Origin of the sequence: Halomonas sp. KAO (assembly GCF_015595025.1) — a bacterium.
Lineage (GTDB): Bacteria > Pseudomonadota > Gammaproteobacteria > Pseudomonadales > Halomonadaceae > Halomonas.
The window spans coordinates 12,675-33,730 of the sequence record NZ_JADNRL010000010.1 but is presented as its reverse complement, the minus strand read 5'-3'; the positions used below and the strand labels follow the sequence as shown (position 1 = coordinate 33,730).

At 63.5% G+C, this 21,056-nt stretch carries 15 protein-coding genes and 4 tRNA genes; 13 read left to right on the top strand and 6 right to left on the bottom strand.

The window, feature by feature from the left end; all coding sequences use genetic code 11:
* Window positions 1–211: 211 nt before the first annotated feature.
* Window positions 212–1,456 carry an NAD(P)/FAD-dependent oxidoreductase gene (locus tag IOC61_RS04125; RefSeq protein ID WP_195687609.1) on the top strand — a complete coding sequence of 415 codons (1,245 nt, stop codon included), beginning with the start codon at window positions 212–214 and terminating at the stop codon, window positions 1,454–1,456.
* Between the two features lie 67 nt (window positions 1,457–1,523).
* Here IOC61_RS04125 and IOC61_RS04120 read toward each other — a convergent pair whose 3' ends face one another.
* Both IOC61_RS04120 and IOC61_RS04115 read right to left on the bottom strand, forming a co-directional pair.
* On the bottom strand, window positions 1,524–1,943 hold the full coding sequence (locus IOC61_RS04120) for a hypothetical protein (protein WP_195687608.1): 420 nt from the start codon (window positions 1,941–1,943) through the stop codon (window positions 1,524–1,526).
* Between the two features lie 79 nt (window positions 1,944–2,022).
* A complete protein-coding gene (locus IOC61_RS04115) occupies window positions 2,023–2,919 on the bottom strand; it encodes a DMT family transporter (protein ID WP_195687607.1) in 897 nt (298 codons plus the stop codon).
* A gap of 336 nt (window positions 2,920–3,255) precedes the next feature.
* On the opposite strand from IOC61_RS04115, the gene pyrC reads away from it, so the two are divergent.
* Window positions 3,256–4,296, top strand: coding sequence for a dihydroorotase (pyrC, locus tag IOC61_RS04110; protein WP_195687606.1), 1,041 nt, complete (start codon window positions 3,256–3,258; stop codon window positions 4,294–4,296).
* Between the two features lie 135 nt (window positions 4,297–4,431).
* Here the strand turns inward: pyrC and mtnN are convergent, their stop codons facing one another.
* The 3 genes from mtnN to folD form a co-directional block, all read right to left on the bottom strand.
* Window positions 4,432–5,166: a 5'-methylthioadenosine/S-adenosylhomocysteine nucleosidase gene (mtnN, locus tag IOC61_RS04105; protein ID WP_195687605.1), complete on the bottom strand. Its 735-nt coding sequence runs from the start codon at window positions 5,164–5,166 to the stop codon at window positions 4,432–4,434.
* A complete protein-coding gene (locus IOC61_RS04100; RefSeq protein WP_195687604.1) occupies window positions 5,163–5,627 on the bottom strand; it encodes an S-ribosylhomocysteine lyase in 465 nt (154 codons plus the stop codon). The genes mtnN and IOC61_RS04100 overlap by 4 nt, the downstream gene beginning before the upstream one ends.
* Before the next feature lie 86 nt (window positions 5,628–5,713).
* Window positions 5,714–6,571, bottom strand: a complete 858-nt coding sequence (gene folD / locus IOC61_RS04095) for a bifunctional methylenetetrahydrofolate dehydrogenase/methenyltetrahydrofolate cyclohydrolase FolD (protein WP_195687603.1) — start codon at window positions 6,569–6,571, stop codon at window positions 5,714–5,716.
* 183 nt (window positions 6,572–6,754) lie between these two features.
* Here folD and IOC61_RS04090 point away from each other — a divergent pair.
* The 11 genes from IOC61_RS04090 (at window position 6,755) to IOC61_RS04040 (ending at window position 20,284) form a co-directional block, all read left to right on the top strand.
* Window positions 6,755–6,831: transfer RNA gene (locus IOC61_RS04090), tRNA-Pro, on the top strand.
* Window positions 6,832–6,899: 68 nt separating this feature from the next.
* Window positions 6,900–6,976: transfer RNA gene (locus IOC61_RS04085), tRNA-Arg, on the top strand.
* 44 nt (window positions 6,977–7,020) lie between these two features.
* Window positions 7,021–7,095, top strand: a tRNA-His gene (locus IOC61_RS04080).
* 135 nt (window positions 7,096–7,230) lie between these two features.
* Window positions 7,231–7,305 (top strand) — tRNA-His (locus IOC61_RS04075).
* Between the two features lie 354 nt (window positions 7,306–7,659).
* The gene (tig, locus tag IOC61_RS04070) at window positions 7,660–9,024 is read left to right on the top strand and encodes a trigger factor (RefSeq protein WP_195687602.1); all 1,365 of its coding nucleotides are present in this window, start codon (window positions 7,660–7,662) and stop codon (window positions 9,022–9,024) included.
* 80 nt (window positions 9,025–9,104) lie between these two features.
* On the top strand, window positions 9,105–9,725 hold the full coding sequence (gene clpP, locus IOC61_RS04065; protein ID WP_195687601.1) for an ATP-dependent Clp endopeptidase proteolytic subunit ClpP: 621 nt from the start codon (window positions 9,105–9,107) through the stop codon (window positions 9,723–9,725).
* A gap of 109 nt (window positions 9,726–9,834) precedes the next feature.
* Window positions 9,835–11,115 (top strand): ATP-dependent Clp protease ATP-binding subunit ClpX, encoded by a 1,281-nt coding sequence (gene clpX, locus IOC61_RS04060; RefSeq protein WP_195687600.1) that lies wholly within the window; start codon window positions 9,835–9,837, stop codon window positions 11,113–11,115.
* A 168-nt stretch (window positions 11,116–11,283) separates the two neighbouring features.
* Window positions 11,284–13,689 carry an endopeptidase La gene (lon, locus tag IOC61_RS04055; RefSeq protein ID WP_195687599.1) on the top strand — a complete coding sequence of 802 codons (2,406 nt, stop codon included), beginning with the start codon at window positions 11,284–11,286 and terminating at the stop codon, window positions 13,687–13,689.
* A 177-nt stretch (window positions 13,690–13,866) separates the two neighbouring features.
* Window positions 13,867–14,139, top strand: coding sequence for an HU family DNA-binding protein (locus IOC61_RS04050; protein WP_132040937.1), 273 nt, complete (start codon window positions 13,867–13,869; stop codon window positions 14,137–14,139).
* Window positions 14,140–14,295: 156 nt separating this feature from the next.
* Window positions 14,296–16,113 carry a SurA N-terminal domain-containing protein gene (locus IOC61_RS04045; protein ID WP_195687598.1) on the top strand — a complete coding sequence of 606 codons (1,818 nt, stop codon included), beginning with the start codon at window positions 14,296–14,298 and terminating at the stop codon, window positions 16,111–16,113.
* A gap of 154 nt (window positions 16,114–16,267) precedes the next feature.
* Window positions 16,268–20,284, top strand: coding sequence for an EAL domain-containing protein (locus IOC61_RS04040; protein ID WP_229332913.1), 4,017 nt, complete (start codon window positions 16,268–16,270; stop codon window positions 20,282–20,284).
* Here IOC61_RS04040 and IOC61_RS04035 read toward each other — a convergent pair.
* Window positions 20,265–21,023 (bottom strand): UDP-2,3-diacylglucosamine diphosphatase, encoded by a 759-nt coding sequence (locus tag IOC61_RS04035; RefSeq protein WP_195687597.1) that lies wholly within the window; start codon window positions 21,021–21,023, stop codon window positions 20,265–20,267. The genes IOC61_RS04040 and IOC61_RS04035 overlap by 20 nt on opposite strands.
* Between the last annotated feature and the right edge of the window lie 33 nt (window positions 21,024–21,056).

Here is a 21,056-nt window from a genome sequence, read left to right as displayed (position 1 = left end):
TCTGGGGTATCCATCTGAATGTCGGCAGAAAAACGGTAAGAAATCATGTTTTCGGGAAGGTATTTGGAAGCCTTGCCTGCCGGTGAAACGTTATGATGCCCTGAGTCTTTCGCCGTCGGGTTGCAGCTGGCCCGGTGGCATGGAAACGTCATTCGTTGAGTGGGCCTCTCCCTGTGGTGAGGCCTGCGTTCTTTCCAGTGAGGTGTTGGTGATGTCTCGTGAAATCGTGGTTCTGGGGGCCGGCATGGTCGGCGTTTCGGTGGCCTGGCATCTGGTGCGCCAGGGCCATTCGGTGACGCTGGTGGACCGCCGCGAGCCGGGCCGCGAGACCTCCTTCGGCAATGCCGGCATCATCCAGCGCGAATCGGTGCGGCCCTACGCCTTTCCCCGCGATCTCGGCACGCTGATGCGCGTGCTGCCCAATCGCGAGGTGGATATTCGTTATCGTACGGCGGGCATGTTGAGCGCCGCCAGCCCGCTGCTTCAGTACTGGCTCAACTCCGGCAAGACCCGCTACGCCAAGATCGTGCCGGAGTATGCGTCACTGATCATGCGCTGCCTGGAGACCCATGCCCCGATGATCGAGGCCGCCGGTGCCGACCATCTGGTGCGTCGCGACGGTTGGCTCGAGCTCTACCACACGCAGAAGGCCTTCGATGAGCGTATCGTCGAGGCTCGGGAGAACCGTGACCTCTACGGTGTCGAGTTCGAAGTGCTCGATGCCGCCGGCCTATATGCCAAGGAACCCCATCTCAAGAAGGGGCTGGTGGGTGCCATTCACTGGACCCAGCCGTGGACCGTCGCTGATCCCGGCGCGCTGGTGCAGGCCTATGCCGAGAACTTCCAGCAGCAGGGCGGCCGCTTCCTTAAGGCCGAGGTGCAGGGTGTCGAGAAGGGCGGCAAGGGCTGGAAGGTGACCACCGATCGCGAATCGCTGGAGGCGGAACAGCTGGTGGTGGCGCTCGGTCCGTGGAGCGACAAGTTGCTCAAGCGTCAGGGTATCTCGGTGCCGCTGTTCGCCAAGCGCGGCTACCATATGCACTACGCCAGCGCCGATGACAATGCGCATCTCAACCACTGGATCATGGATGCCGAGACCGGCTTCCTGCTCGAGCCGATGCGGGCGGGGATCCGCCTGACCACCGGGGCCGAGCTGGCCGACCTGGATGCCCCCCCCAAGTTCAAGCAGCTCAAGGCGGCGGAGCGGGCCGCAAGGAAGATCTACCCGCTGGGTGAGCGGCGCGACCCCGAGCCCTGGAAGGGCGCGCGCCCCTGCCTGCCGGACATGAAACCGATCATCGGCCCGGCACCCAAGCAGGACGGAATGTGGCTGGCCTTCGGCCACGGCCATCAGGGCTTTACCCTGGGACCGGTGACCGGGCTGCTGTTGAGCCAGATGATGGCAGGCGAGACGCCCGAGGTGGATATGGCACCCTTCAGCGCCACACGCTTCTGAGTCTGGCGTCACCCTGGAGGGCATGGGGCAAGTCGAGGTGACTACCTCAGCAGCGCCGCAGGGCCTATCAGGCCTTGCGGCGCCGTTTTATCTGGTGGGTGGCCAGCTTGACCATCAGGGTGACGACGAACACCAGCCAGCCGGCGGTGGCCATCACATTGAACAGCAGCAGCTTCTGTACGCCGCTCAGGGGCGCGAAGATCAACTCGAAGGTGATGCCGAACAAAAAGGCGAGAAACAGTGGCAGCGCCAGGATATGCATCCACATCTCGGTGCGACGCTTCCTGACGTGATAGCGGCGCAGGAGAACACGGGTGGGCCGGTGCACGAAGGTGACCAGCACGGTGGTGCCGAGCAACAGCAGGGCCGCCACGGTGGGCTGAAGATTGCCCAGGTGGGCCGACAGGCTGATCGACCAGTACACGACCAGCCACATCAAACCGGCCATGCTGGCAGCCAGATCGGCATAGTGGCGAACCTTGGGCATCTTTTCTCTCCCTGAAATCTGGCCGCATGATACGGGATATCCTGGCTGCCTGGCGAGTGGCTAGGTGCTTCCGGAGGCGCTAGGTGGCGAGGCGCAGCACCAGCTTGCGGACCCAGTACCAGCGATTGATCAGCAGGGCGGTGAAGATCAGCGAACAGCCGGCGAGCTGCAGCAGGGTCATGGTCTCGCCGTACCAGGCGGCGGCCAGCAGTGCGGTCCAGACCGCCTCGAGCATCAGGATGACCGCAGCGTGGCTCGGGGTGGTGAGGCCCTGGGCGTGAATCTGCAGGAAGAAGCGCAGGGTGCTCGAGAGCAGGATGCTGGCCGCCAGCCAGCCCAGGATATCGCCGCCTAACCGCGCCGGCCATGGCTCCACCAGCGCCGAGGCCAGGCTTAGCAGAACGCCGACGACGGTAAGCTGGATGGCGGTAAGCGGCAGGGCGGGCAGGTGGCGTACCACCCGCGTATTGGTGTTGATCAGCAGCGAGAAGAGCAGCGCCGAAGTGGCGATCAGCCACTGGCTGGGCTCCAGGCGCAGCCCGGCATTCAGCGACAGCAGGCCGAAGCCGATCAGCGCGATGGGCAGGGCGATCCAGGTGGTGCGCGGCGGTCGGTCGCCGAACAGCAGGCGGGCCACCACCGGCACCAGCAGGATGCCCAGGCTATTGATAAAGGCGCTCTCGCCCAGGTGGCGGGAGTGGAAGAGCCCCATGACCCAGAAGCCTAGCGCGGCGCTGAAGAGCAGGCCCACGCCGGCGCTGGTGGCCAGGTCGCGTCGGCTCAGCCGGCGCAGGGCGGGAAGGGCGAACAGCACCAGGATCAGCCCCGCGAGCAGGAAGCGTGTGCCGATAAACAGCAACGGTGGCATGCCCGCGAGGGCCTCCTTGGAGAAGATCCAGCCGGCGGCGGCGAGCAGGGTGACGGTCAGCAGCAGCAGGTCGGCGCGCAGCGGACTGCGCTCCAGGGAGTCGGTCATAGGGCGTCCGGTGAAGAGGCAAAACCAGCATGCTACCAGACTATATGCAGGGCTATCGCAGTTGAGGTTGTGGCCTGGGGCTGATCCGTCGACAGATCTGCGAAGGGGCGCTGTGAACCCCTCCATGGGCGCTACCGACGCCATCCCTGGCGTAGGACCCCTTCTACGATCTGTCCCCGGCGCCCCTTGCAGAGCTAGCTGCGATAGCCCTGAGACTATATGGTTCGCGGTTCTGCCCTGCACGGCGGCATTCGGTATACTGGCGCGACATCGATTGACCCCGTCGCTACATTCGAACTCGCCACTACATTTGAACTCACTACTACAGGATCCCCCGTGACTACCCTGACCCTGACTCGCCCCGACGACTGGCATCTTCATCTACGCGACGACCAGGCGCTGGCCGCCGTGGTCGAGGCCTCCGCTCGCCAGATGGGCCGTGCCATCATCATGCCCAACCTGACGCCGCCGGTGACCACCACCGAACAGGCGCTGGCCTATCGCGAGCGGATCCTGGCGGCGTTGCCCGAGGGTAGCCGCTTCGAGCCGCTGATGACCCTCTATCTCACCGACAACACGCCCGCCGAGGAGATCGAGCGTGCCCATGCCAGCGGCCTGGTGCAGGCGGTCAAGCTCTATCCCGCCGGCGCCACCACCAACTCCGCCTCCGGGGTGACCGACCTGGCGCAGTGCGATGCCGCCATCGCCGCCATGGCGAGGCTGGGGATCCCGCTGCTGATGCATGGTGAGGTGACCGACGCCGAGATCGATATCTTCGATCGCGAGGCGGTGTTTATCGAGAAGGTGCTCAAGCCCCTGCTGGAGCGCCACCCGAGCCTCAGCGTGGTGTTCGAGCATATCACCACGGCCGAGGCGGCCGAATTCGTGGCCGCGGCACCGGCCAGTGTGGGCGCGACCATCACCGCCCATCATCTGCTGTTCAACCGCAACCATATGCTGGTGGGTGGCATTCGGCCCCACTACTATTGCCTGCCGATCCTCAAGCGCGAGCGCCATCGCGAGGCACTGCTGGCGGCGGCCACCTCGGGCAGCCCCAAGTTCTTCCTGGGTACCGACAGCGCCCCCCATGCCCAGGGTGACAAGGAGAGCGCCTGTGGCTGTGCCGGGGCCTATACCGCGCCGGCGGCGATCGAGTACTACGCCGCCGCCTTCGAGCAGGCCGGCGCCCTGGATCGCCTGGAAGGCTTCGCCAGCCACCACGGCCCGGATTTCTACGGCCTGCCGCGCAACGCCGATACCATCACCCTGGTGCGCGAGCCCTGGCAGCTTCCCGAGTCGCTGCCCTATGCCGACGGGGCGCGCATCGTGCCGCTGATGGCCGGCGAGATGCTGGAGTGGAAGCTAGTCGACGAATAGTCGGCCTGATGCCTTCGCTACCGCCCGATAACACGAGTGCCCGTGACTGCCGCTGTTGGCGGCAGTCACGGGGCTATGTAGCGTTAACGCTCGACAGGTCGGGCGCCTGCAACACCGGCGATGGTGGTGTGTGCGTCAGGCGCTCTGTGCCACGGTTTCACGCTGCCGATCGCCCAGGCGGGCCACCATCGCCTCGATCATCTTCGAGGAGTGCAGGGCGGCCTTCTCCAGGAACTCCTCGAAGGAGAGGTGGTTGTCGCCGCCGCCGGGGATATCCGAGAGGGCGCGGATCACCACGAAGGGGCAGCCGTAGAGGTGGCAGGTTTGGGCGATGGCCGCGGCCTCCATCTCGGCGGCGAGCATGGTGGGGAAGCGCCGACGGGTCTGGGCTACCAGGTCGGGGCAGGCCATGAACACATCGCCGGTGGCGATCAGCCCCTCGACCACCCGGACCTCGCCCAGCGCCTCGACACACTCCCGGGCCAGGTGAACCAGCCGTTCGTCGGGCAGGTAGGCCGCCGGCATGTCGGGGACCTGGCCATGCTCGTAGCCGAATACCACGGCATCCACGTCGTGGTGGCGGACCTCGTTCGAGACCACGATATCGCCGATCTCGAGCCCCTCGCCGAAGCCACCGGCGGAGCCGGTATTGATGATCGCCTCGGGCTGGTACATGTCGAGCAGCAGGGTGGTGCCGACGGCGGCATTCACCTTGCCGATGCCCGACTGCAGGATCACCACCTCCACGCCGTGCAGCTTGCCGCTGTAGAAGGTGCTGCCGACGTGGGTATGGGTCTCGCACCCCTCGAGCAGGGAGGCGAGTCGTTCCACCTCCTGGCTCATGGCGCCGATGATGCCGATGCGCCTCATGCGAAGATTTCCGTCCACTCGTTGCGCTTGGCCAGGAAGCCGCGGGCGATCTGCTTGGCCCCCTCGAGGCTGTGGCTGGCCGCCCAGCCGCACTGCATCTCGTTGCAGGCCGGCACCTCGTCGGCCTCGAGCACATCCTTGAGGGTGTTCTCGAGCAGGGTCAGCACGCCCTCGTAGTCATCGTGGTTGATCATCGCGATGTAGAAGCCGGTCTGGCAGCCCATGGGGCTGATGTCGACCACCTTGTCGGAGTGGTTGCGCGACAGCTCCGCCATCAGGTGCTCCAGGGAGTGCAGGCCGGGCATCTCCATATGGTCCTGGTTGGGCTGGCAGATGCGCATGTCGTACTTGTGGATGGTATCGCCGAGCTCACCGGTCTTGATGTCGGCCAGGCGCACGTAGGGAGCCTTCACCTTGGTGTGATCCAGGTTGAAGCTCTCGACGTTCATCTTGTCGCTCATCTATATCTCCTCATTCTGTTTGGGGTCTGTTTCGGGGTCAGGCCCCAACCCCCGGGGTCTGCCCCCAGGGGAACCCCAGGGAAAGGTTAACTGGCGTCGTGCATATCGGCGGCCTGCAGGGTGTTCTCCAGCAGGCTGGCCACGGTCATGGGGCCGACACCTCCGGGAACCGGGGTGATCCAGGCGGCACGCTCGGCGGCGGCCTCGAAGTCGACGTCACCGATCAGGCGGCCGTCCTCCTGGCGGTTGATGCCCACGTCGATGACGATGGCACCCTCCTTGACCCACTCTCCCTTGACCAGCCCCGGCTTGCCCACCGCCACGATCAGCACCTCTGCACGGCGCACATGCTCCTCCAGGTTGCGAGTGAAACGGTGGCAGACGGTAGTGGTGCAGCCGGCGATCATCAACTCCAGGGCCATGGGGCGGCCGACGATATTGGAGGCGCCGACCACGGTGGCATCGAGGCCACGCACCGCCAGGCCGCTCTCCTCGAGCAGCGTCATCACGCCCTTGGGGGTGCAGGGCCTCAGCAGCGGCAGGCGCTGTGCCAGACGGCCCAGGTTATAGGGGTGGAAGCCGTCCACGTCCTTGTCGGGGCGTATGCGCTCGAGGATGGGGCGGGCGTCGAGCTGCTCGGGGAGGGGCAGCTGGACCAGGATGCCATCCACGCTGGGGTCGTCATTGAGCTGGTCGACCAGCGTCTCGAGCTGTTGCTGGGTGGTGTCCGCGGGCAGCTGATGTCGAAATGACTCGATGCCGGCCTCGACGCAGGCGTTGTGTTTGTGGCGCACATAGACCGCCGAGGCGGGGTCTTCACCGACCAGGACGACGGCAAGCCCTGGCGTACGGCCCCCGGCTTCGCGGCGTGCCTGCACCTGGCGGGCTACCTGCTGGCGAACACGGGCGGCTATCGCTTTGCCATCGATCTGTTGCGCGGTCATCGAGGATCCTCTGGGTGGCCGGTAGTAAAGGTAAGGGCGTGATTTTCGCATGCCGAGCGGTCGAAACAAAGCCGGTGATATCAGCAAATTGTGTTCTGCCACTTGACGGGCGGGGAAAGTCACGTAGAATACGCAGCGCTCGACGAGGCCTGTGCGGCGGCGTCCAGCCCGCTTGATCGCCGTCGGAGTGTAGCGCAGTCTGGTAGCGCGCCTGCTTTGGGAGCAGGATGTCGGGGGTTCGAATCCCTCCACTCCGACCACAACTTCTTGAATGTCTTGCGGTTTTTTGACACTCAGGGTTGCGGCGAGGCGACCTGGAGCGTAGAATGCGCCCATGGCTCAATCGGATAGAGCAACGGCCTTCTAAGCCGTAGGTTGCAGGTTCGAGTCCTGCTGGGCGCGCCATACGGTGCGGTGGCAGGCAGTCAGTGCGAGCAGTTGTCGAAGTGGTGGATGTAGCTCAGTGGTAGAGCCCCGGATTGTGGCTCCGGTGGTCGTGGGTTCGATCCCCATCATCCACCCCACCTCGACATGCCTGGCAAGATCAAGGCAGTGTTGCAAGTCCAAGATCGTTGCAAGTTCAAGATCGTTGCAAGTTCAAGATCGTTGCAAGTTCAAGATCGTTGCAAGTTCAAGATCGTTGCAAGTTCAAGGCTATGGTGGATGTAGCTCAGTGGTAGAGCCCCGGATTGTGGCTCCGGTGGTCGTGGGTTCGATCCCCATCATCCACCCCATGTCTTGTGTTGCCGCTCTTGTGTCGGCAATGGGTCTTGTGGCATCAGGCTTGTGGCATCAGGTTAGTCCCTCTCTTTTATTTTTACCCCCATGCGTTTCATTCCGTCCGTCGCAGGGCAGGTTTCTCTTTTTTTCTCGCTATTTCGATAAATCACGTGCGGTATGTGTCACGCGGTCGCTCAGGCGTCGGCGTTTTTTGGCGTGGGTGCGCCGCTGGCCCTTGTAATCTCACGCAGTGCCCCCACTTCTTTCGCCTCGGTGCTTGCCAGTGCCGGACGGGATTCATAAAATCATCCTTTTGATTTTTCATTCACGCAATCAACACAATGCCCCCAGTCGGTAGAGGACATTTCATGCAAGTTTCCGTCGATACGACCTCCCAGATCGAACGCCGCATCACGGTCCAAGTGCCGGCCGCCGAAATCGATGAGGCCGTCAACACCCGTCTCAAGGATGCCGCCAAGAACGTTCGTATGGACGGTTTTCGTCGGGGCAGGGTGCCGATGACGGTGATCCGCCAGCGCTACGGCAGCGAAGTGCGCAACGAGGTGGTGGGCGAGGTGATGCGTGAGCGCTACGTTCGCGCCATTTCCGAGAACGAGCTCAACCCGGCTGGTCTCCCGCAGATCGAGGCCACCGTCAACGAGGCGGGCAAGGACCTGGAGTTCGTCGCGACGCTGGAGATCTACCCCGAGATCGAACTGGCCTCCATCGAGGGCGCCGAGGTCGAGCGTCCGGTGGTCGAGGTGAGCGAGGCCGATGTCGACGAGATGATCGACACCCTGCGCAAGCAGAACGCCGAGTGGGAAGAGGTCGAGCGTGCCGCCGAGGATGGCGATCAGGTGACCATCGACTTCCAGGGCTTCCTGGGCGATGAGCCCTTCGAGGGTGGCAGTGCCGAGGGTCATGACCTGGTGATCGGCTCCGGCAGCTTTATCCCCGGTTTCGAGGAGCAGCTGATCGGTGCCACCGCTGGCGACGACAAGGAGCTCAAGGTCACCTTCCCGGAGGACTACCAGGCCGAGAACCTGGCCGGCCAGGAAGCGACCTTCAAGGTCAAGGTCCATGCGGTGAAGGGCCAGGCCCTGCCCGAGGTGGATGCCGAGTTCGTCAAGAAGTTCGGCGTCGACGACGGTGATCTCGACAAGTTCCGCGCCGAGGTCAAGAAGAACATGAGCCGTGAGGCCGAGCAGGCGGTGGACAACCGGGTCAAGCAGCAGGTGCTCTCCGCGCTGCAGAAGGCCAACGAGGTCACCGTGCCCCAGGCGCTGGTCCAGCAGGAGACCGATGGACTCAAGCGTCAGGCCGCCCAGCAGTTCGGCCTGGGAGAGGATTTCGATGTCTCCCAGCTGCCCAACGAGCTGTTTGAGGAGCAGGCCAGGAGTCGTGTCGAGGTAGGCCTGCTGCTGGCCGAGGTGATCAAGGTCAACGAGCTCGAGGCCGGCGACGACGAGATCCGTGCCAAGGTGCAGGAGCTCGCCGAGCAGTACCAGGAGCCCGAGCAGGTGGTCGAGCATTACATGGGCAACGACCAGCTCAAGACCCAGGTCAAGTCCGCTATCCTTGAAGAGAAGGCCGTGGGCGTGCTGCTCGAGCAGGCCAGCGTCAAGGATGTCGAGATGTCCTACCAGGATGTGCTGGCAGCGGCCCAGCAGCAGGAAGAGGACGACGCGGAGGAAGGCAGCGATGAGGCCGGCGAGGAAGAGCGCCAGGCCTGATCGATGCCCCCGCGCCCCGGCCAGTGCCGGGGCGCCGTTTCTCTTCGCTTCCATTCATCGGATGCAAGGACAACACGCAGATGAGCAACGAGTTCGAGACCCAGAACGCCGGGGGCCTGGTGCCCATGGTGGTCGAGCAGAGCGCCCGCGGCGAACGCTCCTACGACATCTATTCCCGCCTGCTCAAGGAGCGTGTGATCTTCCTGGTGGGTCCGGTGGAAGACTACATGGCCAACCTGGTGGTGGCGCAGCTGCTGTTCCTGGAGTCCGAGAACCCGGACAAGGACATCCATCTGTACATCAACTCGCCGGGTGGCTCGGTGACCGCTGGCATGTCGATCTACGACACCATGCAGTTCATCAAGCCTGACGTCTCCACCGTGTGTATCGGCCAGGCGGCCAGCATGGGGGCGTTGTTGTTGGCCGGTGGTGCGCCGGAGAAGCGCTTTTGCCTGCCCAACTCGCGCATGATGATTCACCAGCCTCTGGGCGGGTACCAGGGGCAGGCCTCGGACATCGAGATTCATACGCGCGAGATTCTCGGCATCCGCGACAGGCTCAACCGTATCCTGGCGGAGCATACCGGCCAGGATATCGATACGATCGCCCGGGATACCGACCGTGACAACTTCATGGACGGCAACCAGGCCGTGGAGTATGGCCTGATCGACGCCATGCTGGATAAGCGGCCAACATCCTGATAGCGTGATTTGCATTACACGCTGATTGTTCCCGGCGGCGCAGGCCGCCGTAGCGAGCTCGGTGGTGCCGGCCTTGGCGGGTACCACCAATATGAAAAGAGGTAAGCGAATGGCTGACGGCAAAGGCAAGGACGACGGTGGCAAGCTGCTCTACTGCTCGTTCTGCGGCAAGAATCAGAACGAGGTGCGCAAGCTTATTGCCGGCCCGTCCGTCTATATCTGTGATGAGTGTGTCGACCTCTGCAATGACATCATTCGCGAGGAGGTGCTCGATGCCGATGCCGAGAGCGACGACGAGCGCCTGCCGACGCCGCGCGAGATTCGTCACACCCTCGATGACTATGTGATCGGCCAGGATCGCGCCAAGATGGTGCTGTCCGTTGCCGTCTACAACCACTACAAGCGCCTGAGTTCCGAGGTCAAGAAGGACGACGTCGAGCTTGGCAAGTCGAATATCCTGCTGATCGGCCCCACCGGCAGCGGCAAGACGCTGCTCGCCGAGACCATGGCGCGGCTGCTCAATGTGCCGTTCACCATCGCCGATGCCACCACGCTGACCGAGGCCGGCTACGTGGGCGAGGATGTCGAGAACATCATCCAGAAGCTGCTGCAGAAGTGCGACTACGATGTGGAGAAGGCCGAGCGTGGCATCGTCTACATCGATGAAATCGACAAGGTGTCGCGCAAGTCCGACAACCCCTCGATTACCCGCGATGTGTCGGGTGAGGGCGTTCAGCAGGCACTGCTCAAGCTGATCGAGGGCACCACGGCCTCGATACCGCCCCAGGGCGGGCGCAAGCACCCTCAGCAGGAGTTCCTGCAGGTCGATACCGGCAACATCCTGTTTATCGTCGGTGGTGCCTTCGCCGGCCTGGAGAAGGTGATTCGCGACCGCGTCGAGAAGGGGGGCATCGGCTTCAATGCCGAGGTCAAGAGCAAGGACGACAGCAAGCCGGTGGGCGATGTACTGGCCACCGTGGAGCCCGAGGATCTGGTCAAGTTCGGCCTGATTCCCGAGTTTGTCGGTCGTCTTCCGGTGATCGCCACCTTGACCGATCTTACCGAAGAGGCGTTGATCGAGATTCTCACCGAGCCCAAGAACTCGTTGATCAAGCAGTATGCCAAGCTGTTCGAAATGGAGAACGTGGAGCTCGAGTTCCGCCAGGATGCCCTGCAGGCGGTGGCCGTCAAGGCCATGACCCGCAAGACCGGCGCCCGTGGCCTGCGCTCCATCCTCGAGTCGGTGCTACTCGACACCATGTACGAGATCCCCTCGCTGGATGGTGTCAGCAAGGTGGTGATCGATGCCTCGGTGATCAATGGCGAAAGCGAGCCGCTGTTGATCTATTCCCAGCAGCAGGAAGCCGCCAGCGACGGTACCGACGGCTGAACGATCGGGGGTACCCCCCACGGGAGCACCTTACCTCCATCGCCGGCCCGGCCGGCTGGGGTCATGGTTGCTCCCGTTTTTTTGTCGTGTCACCTCCTGCCTTGCAATCTTATCCGGTCGCCCCCATTCCACGGGGCATCCCTTCGCTTTTCTTGAGGTACGTCTGCGATGCAGCAGAACGCTGATCAGACCCTGAGTCTGCCCCTTTTGCCGCTGCGGGACGTGGTCGTCTATCCGCAGATGGTCATTCCCCTGTTCGTGGGTCGCGAGAAGTCGATTCAGGCGCTCGATGCGGCCATGAGCGCCGACAAGCGCGTACTGCTGGTTGCCCAGCGTGAGGCCAGCAAGGACGACCCCGACCGCGAAGACCTGTTTGCCATCGGTACCGTCGCCGAGATCATGCAGCTGCTCAAGCTCCCCGACGGCACCGTCAAGGTGTTGATCGAGGGGGTCTCGCGGGCCGATGTTGGCGAGCTGAATGACGGTGAGGACTATACCAGCGCCGAGGCGCTGCTGCGTGAGAGCACGCCCCTCACCGAGCGTGAGCAGGATGCCCTGGTGCGCGTGCTGCTCAACCAGTTCGAGCAGTACGTCAAGATGTCGAAGAAGGTGCCCAACGAGGTACTCAACTCGCTCTCCGGCATCGAGGACCCCAGCCGCCTGGTGGATACCATCTGTGCGCACCTGTCGCTGAAGATCGATGACAAGCAGCAGCTGCTGGAGATGGACAAGGTGCGCGATCGCATCGAGCACCTGATGGCGCTGATCGAGTCCGAGATCGATCTGCTGCAGGTCGAGAAGCGCATCCGCTCCCGGGTCAAGGAGCAGATGGAGAAGTCCCAGCGCGAGTACTATCTCAACGAGCAGATGAAGGCCATCCAGAAGGAGATGGGCGAGCTCGAGAACGTGCCCAACGAGGCCGAGAAGTACGAGCAGGCCATCGAAGAGTCGGGCATGCCCAAGGAGGCGCGCGACAAGGCCGTTCAGGAGCTGGGCAAGCTCAAGATGATGTCGCCCAACTCCGCCGAGGCCACGGTGGTGCGCTCCTACCTCGACTGGCTGGTGTCGGTGCCGTGGAAGAAGCGCACCCGGGTCAAGCATGATCTGCTCCACGCCCAGAAGGTGCTCGACGAGGATCACTATGGCCTTGACGAGGTCAAGGCGCGGATCCTCGAGTACCTGGCGGTGCACAAGCGGGTCAAGAAGCTCAAGGGGCCGGTGCTGTGTCTGGTGGGTCCCCCCGGGGTCGGCAAGACCTCGCTGGGCAAGTCCATCGCCCGCGCGACGAACCGCAAGTATGTGCGCCTGGCGCTGGGCGGGGTGCGTGACGAGTCCGAGATTCGTGGCCACCGCCGTACCTATATCGGCTCGCTTCCCGGCAAGATCGTCCAGCGCATGTCCCGCGCCGGGGTCAGGAATCCGCTGTTCCTGCTCGACGAGGTCGACAAGATCGGCATGGACCATCGTGGCGATCCCGCCTCGGCGCTGCTCGAGGTGCTCGACCCGGAGCAGAACGACACCTTCAGCGACCACTATCTTGAGCTGGATTACGACCTCTCCGAGACGCTGTTCATCTGTACCGCCAACTCCATGAACATTCCCGGGCCGCTGCTCGACCGCATGGAGGTGATTCGTCTGCCCGGTTATACCGAGGACGAGAAGCTGGCGATCGCCAAGCGCTATCTGGTGCCCAAGCAGCTCAAGGCCAACGGCTTCAAGGAGGATGAGCTGGCCTTCTCCGATGAGTCGCTGCTCGAGCTGATCCGCTACTACAGCCGTGAGGCCGGGGTGCGTGAGCTGGAGCGTCAGATCGCCAAGGTCTGTCGCAAGGTGCTGCGAGTGCGCATCGAGAAGGAGGGCAAGGAGGGCGCCCAGGCCCCGATGCTGCTGGCCGCCACGGATATCGAGGAGTATGCTGGGGTGCGCCGCTACAGCTATGGGCTGGCCGACCAGGAGGATCAGGTGGGGCGCGTGACCGGCCTGGCCTGGACCTCGGTCGGGGGTGAGCTGCTCAATATCGAGTCGGTGGTGACGCCTGGCAAGGGGCGTATCAACAAGACCGGCTCGCTGGGCGACGTGATGAAGGAGTCGGTGAGTGCCGCCCACACCGTGGTGCGCGCGCGAGCCCTCTCCATGGGCATCGACCCCGAGCGCTTCGAAAAGGAAGATCTGCATATCCATGTGCCCGAGGGAGCGACGCCCAAGGATGGCCCCAGTGCGGGTATCGGCATGGTCACCGCCATGGTCTCGGCCTATACCGGGCGTCCGGTGCGCTGCGACGTGGCGATGACCGGCGAGGTCAACCTGCGGGGCGAGGTGATGCCGATCGGTGGCTTGAAGGAGAAATTGCTGGCCGCCAGGCGCGGTGGTATAAAGACCGTGCTGGTGCCCGAGGAGAACCGTCGGGATCTCAAGGAGGTGCCGGAGAATATCAAGGAGGCCCTCGATATCAGACCGGTGCGCTGGATCGATGAGGTACTCGAGGCGGCATTAGCAAAAAAGGATGAAGAGCCCAAAGAGGAATCTCATTCAGAAGAAGCCTCGTCGTCGCAGTCAATGATTAGTACGCATTAAGGTCAATTTCCCCACCATTATTCTGGCGAAAGCCTTGTATGGTGGGGCTCTGCCCTGAATGTAGCTTGACAGCGGTTTCTTCACATTGCTATAAATTACCCCATGCTGTGATCGTGCTTGTTAACTGAAATGCCGGTTCGATTGGGGCCAATTTCCGAAAAAGTCAAGGGGTGAAGTGTGAACAAGTCTGAGCTGATCGAAGCCATCGCCGCGTCTGCCGATATTCCCAAGGCTTCCGCCGCGCGTGCCCTGGATGCCATGGTGGATTCCGTGACGGAAAGCCTGAAGAAGGGTGACAGCGTCTCCCTGGTCGGCTTCGGTACCTTCCATGTGAAGGAGCGTGCAGCGCGTACCGGTCGCAACCCCCAGACCGGTCAGCCGATCGAGATCAAGGCGGCCAAGGTTCCCGGCTTCAAGGCCGGCAAGGCGCTGAAGGATTCCGTCAACTAATTGTCGCCGAGCTGGAGTCGCGCGTTACGCGCCGCTGATGGTTCGCCGTTGATGGTTGATTGATACAGGCGCATCGCCCTCGGCGGTGCGCCTGTCTTCGTTATTGATTCCACCCTTTCCCAGTATCCCTTTTGAGGCAACACTTCCGAGGCCTGCATGCTGCAAAGTATTCGAGACCGCTCCCGAAGCTGGGGAGCCAAGATCATCATCGGGGCAGTGGTCGTGACCATGGCGATGTTCGGTGTGGATTCACTGGTGGGCCTGTTCGGCAACAGTGGCGACGAGGTCGCCGAGGTCAACGGCGAGCCCATCATGCGCCAGGAGCTCGAGCTCTCGGTACAGCGGGCCATCCGCAGCGGCCAGGTGCCGCCGGAGCAGGAGCGGGCCCTGCGCAGTCAGGTGCTCGACGAGCTGATCACGACTCGGGTGTTGAGTCAGTATGTCGAAGAGGGCGGGATGCACCTCTCCGAGGAGCAGCTCGACCAGATCATCGTGTCACTCCCCGAGTTCCAGGATCAGGAGGGCCGGTTCGACCAGGAGCTGTTTCGCAATCGCCTGGCCAGTGCCGGTTACACGCCGCTGGGCTTTCGCCAGCAGCTGCGCAGCGACATGAAGCAGCAGCAGCTGCAGCAGGGGTTGGCATTTAGCGACTTCAGCCTGCCCAGTGAACAGGAGCGCCTGGCCGAGCTGCAGCGGCAGACGCGTACCTTCCGCCATGCCGCCCTGGAGGCTGACGATCTCGACGAGGCGATCTCTCCCTCCGATGAGGCCATCGAGGCGTATTACGTCCGGCATCAGGAACGCTTCCGTCGCCCCGAGCAGGTACGCCTGAACTATGTGGTGATCGACCGCCAGGCCATGGCCGATGAGGTGAAGGTCGATGAGGCGGCGCTGCGCGATGCCTGGCGCGAACAGACGGCCAATGCCGATCGCCGGCTCTCACATATCATGCTGACCTTCGGTGATGAGCGTAGCCGCGAGGAGGCGATGGCCAAACTCGAAGAGATTCAGGCACGTCTTGCCGATGGCGAGGACTTCGCCGACCTGGCCGCCCAGCTCTCCGATGACACCGTCTCCGCCGAACAGGGGGGCGATCTGGGGGTGGTCAGCCGCGGCTTCTTCGGCGACGCCTTCGATGAGGCCGCCTTCTCGTTGGATGAGGGGGAGGTCTCGGAGGTCGTCGAAACCGACAATGGTCTGCATCTGCTGACCGTGACCAGCCTCGAGCGCGAGTCATTCGAGTCGATGCGGGATGAGCTGCGCCGCCAGCTGGCGATGGAGCGCGTGTCCGGAGAGTTCAACGAGAAGGTTCAGCAGCTGATCGACGAGAGCTTCGCCGCCGATGACCTGCAGAGCGTCGCCGATGACCTGGGCCTCGAACTTCAGTCCAGCGACTGGGTCTCCCGTGATACCCGCGAGGGCGTGCTCTCGGAGCCGGGGGTGATGGCCCAGGCGTTCAGTGAGGATGTGCTCGAGGAGGGCTACAACAGCGAGGTGATCGAGCTGGATAGCGATCGTCGCCTGGTGCTGCGCCTCGCCGAGCATCGCGAGGCGACCACGCTGCCGCTGGTTGATGTGCGCGATGAGGTCGCCGCCGAGGTCGCGGCGCAACAGCGCCGTGAGGCGTTGCGTGCCAGGGCGGATCAGCTTGTCGAGTCGCTTGGCGAAGGCGGCACCGTCGAGCTCGATTGGCAGCAGGCCGAGGAGGTCAGTCGCCAGGAGACTCGCGGCCTCTCCCGTGCGCTGGTGGAGGCGGCCTTCCGGCTTCCGGCCCCCGAGGGGGATTCGCCGGTGTATGGCAGGGTGATCGACGGCGATCGCGCCGTGATCATCGCCCTGGAGTCGGTGGGCGAAGGCGAGGTCGACGATCAGGCCGAGCGCTTCGTCGCCTCGATGGCCGAGCGCCTGCGCGCCCAGGCGGCGATCCAGGGCCTGATCGAGCATCTGCGCAGCGAAGCGGAGATCAAGCGCTAGGCGTCAGCGCTGAACCGCCAATTGACAGCCCCCTGCGAGCCATGATCTCGCAGGGGGCTCTCTTTTTATGGTATTCCCCCTTGCGATGGGGGCATTGCCAGCGTCAAGTCAAAGAAGCAAGATTTAATATATTAATTCCAAGAGCCTTCGATATATGCAGTTCAAGACAGCTTCGATCGCCCTCGACACCTGGCTGATGGTGGTTTCCACCACCTTCATGCTGATGGGGGGCGTGGCACTTGTAACGAACTCACTGCATCTGTCGGGGCCCATACTGCTTGCGACGGATACCGCCCTCGCATCGCTGTTCACCGGCATCGGTCTGCTGGGTGTCTGGCTTCGCCAGCCCGGCCTGCGTGTCATTGCCGGCATCGCCATGGCCGGCCTGGGGATTGACACCCTGGTGGAGGGCGGCCTGGGTGAGACCCCTGGGACCACTACCGGCTGGTTGCAGGCGGGTGTCACCCTGGGGGCGCTGGAAGCCTCCCTGATGCTGGCCGTTGCGCCCTGTCTGTTGCTGGGCATGAGGCGACCATGGCTCAGGAAACTGTGGCGAATCGCCGGCATGCTGCTGCTGGGAATCAGCGCCCTGACGCTATGGACGCTATTCGGCGGTAGCCTGAAGGGGTGGCCGGCGGGGGCAGCCTACTCCGAAGTGTTGGCGTTGTTCACCCTGCTGCTCGGAGCCGCCATGCTGGTCGCCGGCTACCGGCCGGTGCACGGCAGGCTCTACATCGGGCCCAGGACCCTCTGCGCCTGCCTGCTGGGCGTCGCCATCAGCAGTGCCTCCTGGTATCTGCTGAACTGGCAGCAGCTGGTGCGTGAGACCGGTCGTGCCGAGCTGATATTCGAGACGGCTCGCCTGGACACCGAGAGGGCGGTGAGCTCGCGTCTGCAGTCCCTCAGGCGCATGGCCGAGCGTCTGAATGCCTCGAGTCATGGATCGGGTGGCAGGGTCGCGCGGTACGACCAGGTGAGCTATCTGCGTGACCTTTCGAGCCTCAGCGCCTTCGGTGTGATCACTCGTGAGGGTCGCTGGCAGTGGCTTCGAGGGGGGGATGCCGAGGCGAGGCGGTGGCTCAGTCAGCAGGCCGGCCGGCCACTCGTGGAGGAGTGGGATGCCTCCGGTTTCAGCCAGCCAATCATGCTGTTGCCCGATGTCGATCACCCCAGGCAGGCACTGGTCGTGGTCGGCATACCCCGGCATGACTATCGCCTTGTCGCGTCGATCCATCTGGGCCGGCTGCTCGAGAGTGAGCTGCATGTATCGCTTTCCACGTTTCAGGTGGCGTTGCTCCATGGCGGCGAGACGCTGTTGCGGGTGGCGGCCCCGGGTGTGACCCCCAGGGGCCTGACGGAAACGCCTCGCATGCTGTCGCGCAGTATCGGGCTGCCGGGTGGCGTCAGGCTTCGCCTCGATATTCATTCGGCCATGCCATCGCTGTGGCCGATGGCACTGGGAGTGCCGGCGTTTGTTGGGCTGGGTGGGCTGGTGCTCAGCTTCCTTCTGACACTGAGCCTGGGGCTGGCAAGACTCAATGCCGACCGCTCCCGGGAACTCGACCATTCGCGTCAGCACCTGGTTCGCCAGCAGGCCATCCAGGCCATGATCGCCGAAGAGGCCCCGCTCGACGCCCCGCTCGAGGCGGTCTGCGAGATGCTGGAAGAGCAGCTCCCGCAACGGCTCTGCTCCATCATGCTGGCTAACCAGGCGGGCACCCATCTCGAGCTGGCGGCAGGCCGCCGCCTGCCGGCGGCGTATCGGGCCGCGATACGGTCCGTTCCCATTGCGGAGGGAGTGGGTGCCTGTGGCAGCGCCGCCCATACCGGCAGGCTGGTGGTGTGCGATGACCTTCCCGGTGACCCCGCCTGGCGAGGCTACCAGGCGCTGGCAAGGGAGCACTCGCTGCTTGCCTGCTGGTCCTATCCCGTTCTCTCGAGAGACAACAGAGTGCTCGGTACCTTCGCGGTCTATTCACGCGAGCATGCACGGCCCACCGAACATGAGCTTGGCCTGGTTCGTCAGGCGGTGGATATCGTCGCCCTGGCCATCGAGCGTGACCATGACCGCCGCTCTCTGCGGGAGAGTGAACAGCGCTACCGCTCGCTATTCTCCTACAATCCCGATGCGGTGTTTTCCCTGGATATGCAGGGCTACTTCATCAGTGCCAACGCCAGCTGCGAGGAGGTGACGGGCTACCGTCTCGATGAAATACGGGGGGCTCACTACTCACGCTTCGTGCAACCCCGGGAGATGTCCAGGATCCAGTACCATTTCGACCAGGTGTTGAAGGGCGAGGCGCAACGCTATCAGCTGGAGGTGGTGGGCCGGAGTGGGGAAGCGCGACAGCTGGATCTGACCAATCTGCCCATCATCGTGGATGGGAGTATTCGCGGTGTCTTCGGTATCGCCAAGGATATCACCCAGCGTCGAAGGAGTGAGATGCGCCTGCGCATCCTCGAGCAGGGCGTCGAGGTCAGCGTCAATGGTCTGGTGATCGTGGATGCCCTGCAGCCCGATATGCCGATGACCTATGTTAACCGAGCATTCGAGGCGATGAGCGGTTATTGCCGGGAGGAGGTGTTGGGGCGCAACTGCCGCTTTCTGCAGGGCCCGGATACCGACCCCGGGGCGTTACAGGAGCTGCGGGATAGGCTGGCCAGTCAGCAGGAAGCCCATGTAACACTGTGCAACTACCGCAAGGACGGCGGAACCTTCTGGAACGAGCTATATGTCTCGCCGATCCGTGACCAGGACGGGCAGGTTACCCACTATGTAGGGATTCAGCATGATGTCTCCGAGCGCATGGCCTATGAGGGCCAGCTGGCCTATCACGCCCGTCACGATGTGCTGACCGGCCTGGCGAACCGTGTCGTTCTGGAGGATCGTCTTCCCCGTGATCTGGCGCTGGCGAACCGCGAGGGCAAGTGGCTGTGTGTGCTGTTTATCGACCTCGATGGCTTCAAGCCGATCAACGATAGCCTCGGCCATGCCATCGGTGACCAGCTTCTGCAGAAGCTCGCCAGGCGACTGACGGAGATGGTACGTCGCGAGGATACCCTGGTGCGCTTCGGTGGCGATGAATTCGTGTTGCTGCTCAATGACCCGGGTGATGAGCAGCGAGCGATGGGAGTGGCCGAGCGCTTGCTGGATCTTGTTGCGCGACCCTATCGCATCGAAGGGCACGAGCTGCACTTGACGGCAAGCATCGGGATCGCCGTCAACGTCGATCGCCATACTCGACCGATGGAGTTGATTCAGCAGGCCGATATGGCCATGTATCGCGCCAAGCAGCAGGGGCGCAATACCTACCAGTGGTTCACTCCCGAGATCACCAAGCGGGTGAGTGAGCGCGTCGCCCTGCGTAGCGAGCTCCAGGAGGCGATCGATACGGACTCCTTCGAGCTTCACTATCAGCCGCTGTTCGATCGCGATGGCGAGGTGGTCGGGCTGGAGGCGTTGCTGCGCTGGTCGCATCCCGAGCGGGGCGATATCTCGCCGGCGACGTTTATTCCCATCGCCGAGCAGACGGGGCAGATCATCCCCATCAGTCGCTGGGTGTTGACGCGGGCATGTCGGGACATGGAGGCGCTGCGCCGGCAGGGCATGAGCTCACTCGGCGTGTCGGTGAATATTTCACCGCTGCAGTTCCAGCGTGACAACTTTCTCGCCATTCTGGCGGACACGCTGTCGCTCACGGGGCTGCCTGCCCAGTGGCTGACCCTCGAGTTGACCGAGGGCATCCTGATGAGTGAAACCGAAAGCGCCATCGAGGCCCTGGACGCCTTGCGAAGCATGGGGGTTCAGGTGGCGATCGATGACTTCGGCACCGGCTTCTCCAGTCTGAGCTATCTGAAAAACCTGCCGGTCGATACCGTCAAGATCGATCGCAGTTTCATTCGCGAGATCGATCGCAATGCCGATGACGCCTCTCTTGCCCAGGGCATCACCTCCATGGCGCATCACCTGGGACTCAGGGTCGTGGCGGAGGGGGTAGAGACCGACAGCCAGTACCAGCTGGTGCGGTCTCATGGCTGTGATCTGTTCCAGGGATTTCTGCTGGCAAGGCCGATGTCGTTCGAGAGGCTTCAGCAGTTCCTCGAGACGAGGCGGGGGAGTGCCGGTGTCAGCCTTGGGACAGGGGCACCTTTCACAGGGTCACCTCTCTGAGCGCCGGCCCGGTCTCTTCCTCGATGACGACCTCCCAGCCCAGGGTTGGCTGCCAGTCACCCAGCACGATACGCCGGGCCGGCCGTCCATCGACCTCGAGCTCATGCACCGCCGGGCGGTGGGTGTGGCCGTGGACCAGGGTGGTGACACCCTGTTCGGCCATGACCCGGATGACCTCATCCTGGGTGACGTCCATGATGTCCTCGGCCTTGTTGGAGTTGGCCTCACCGGACTGATCACGAAGCTGCCTGGCCAGGGTGATACGATCCTGGATCGGCATCGACAGCACCTGCTTCTGCCATCGCGGATCTCGGGCCTGGGCGCGGAAGGCCTGGTAGGCCTCGTCGCGCGTGCACAGGCTGTCGCCATGCATCAGCAGCACCGGGCTGCCCCCGAGGGTGACAACGGTAGGGTCCGCCAGCAGGGTGGCGCCGGCTTCGCTCGCGAAGCGTTCGCCGAGCAGGAAGTCACGGTTGCCATGCATCAGGTAGATCTCGGTGCCGTCGTCGGCCAGGCGGCGCAGTGCCGTGGCGATACGGGCCGCGAGATCGGCATTGCCGGTGGGGTCGACGCCAACCAGATCGAGCAGATCATCGCCGATCCAGGCTTCGAAGAAGTCACCCAGGATATACAGGGCGTGGGAACCATGGGCGCGCTCCTCCAGCCAGCGCAGAAAACCCTCGGTGATCTCGGGGGCGCCAGGGTGCAGGTGCAGGTCGGAAATCAGCAGGGTGGCCATATGGAGGGTTCCCGGTTTGGCAGCAGAGAGCAA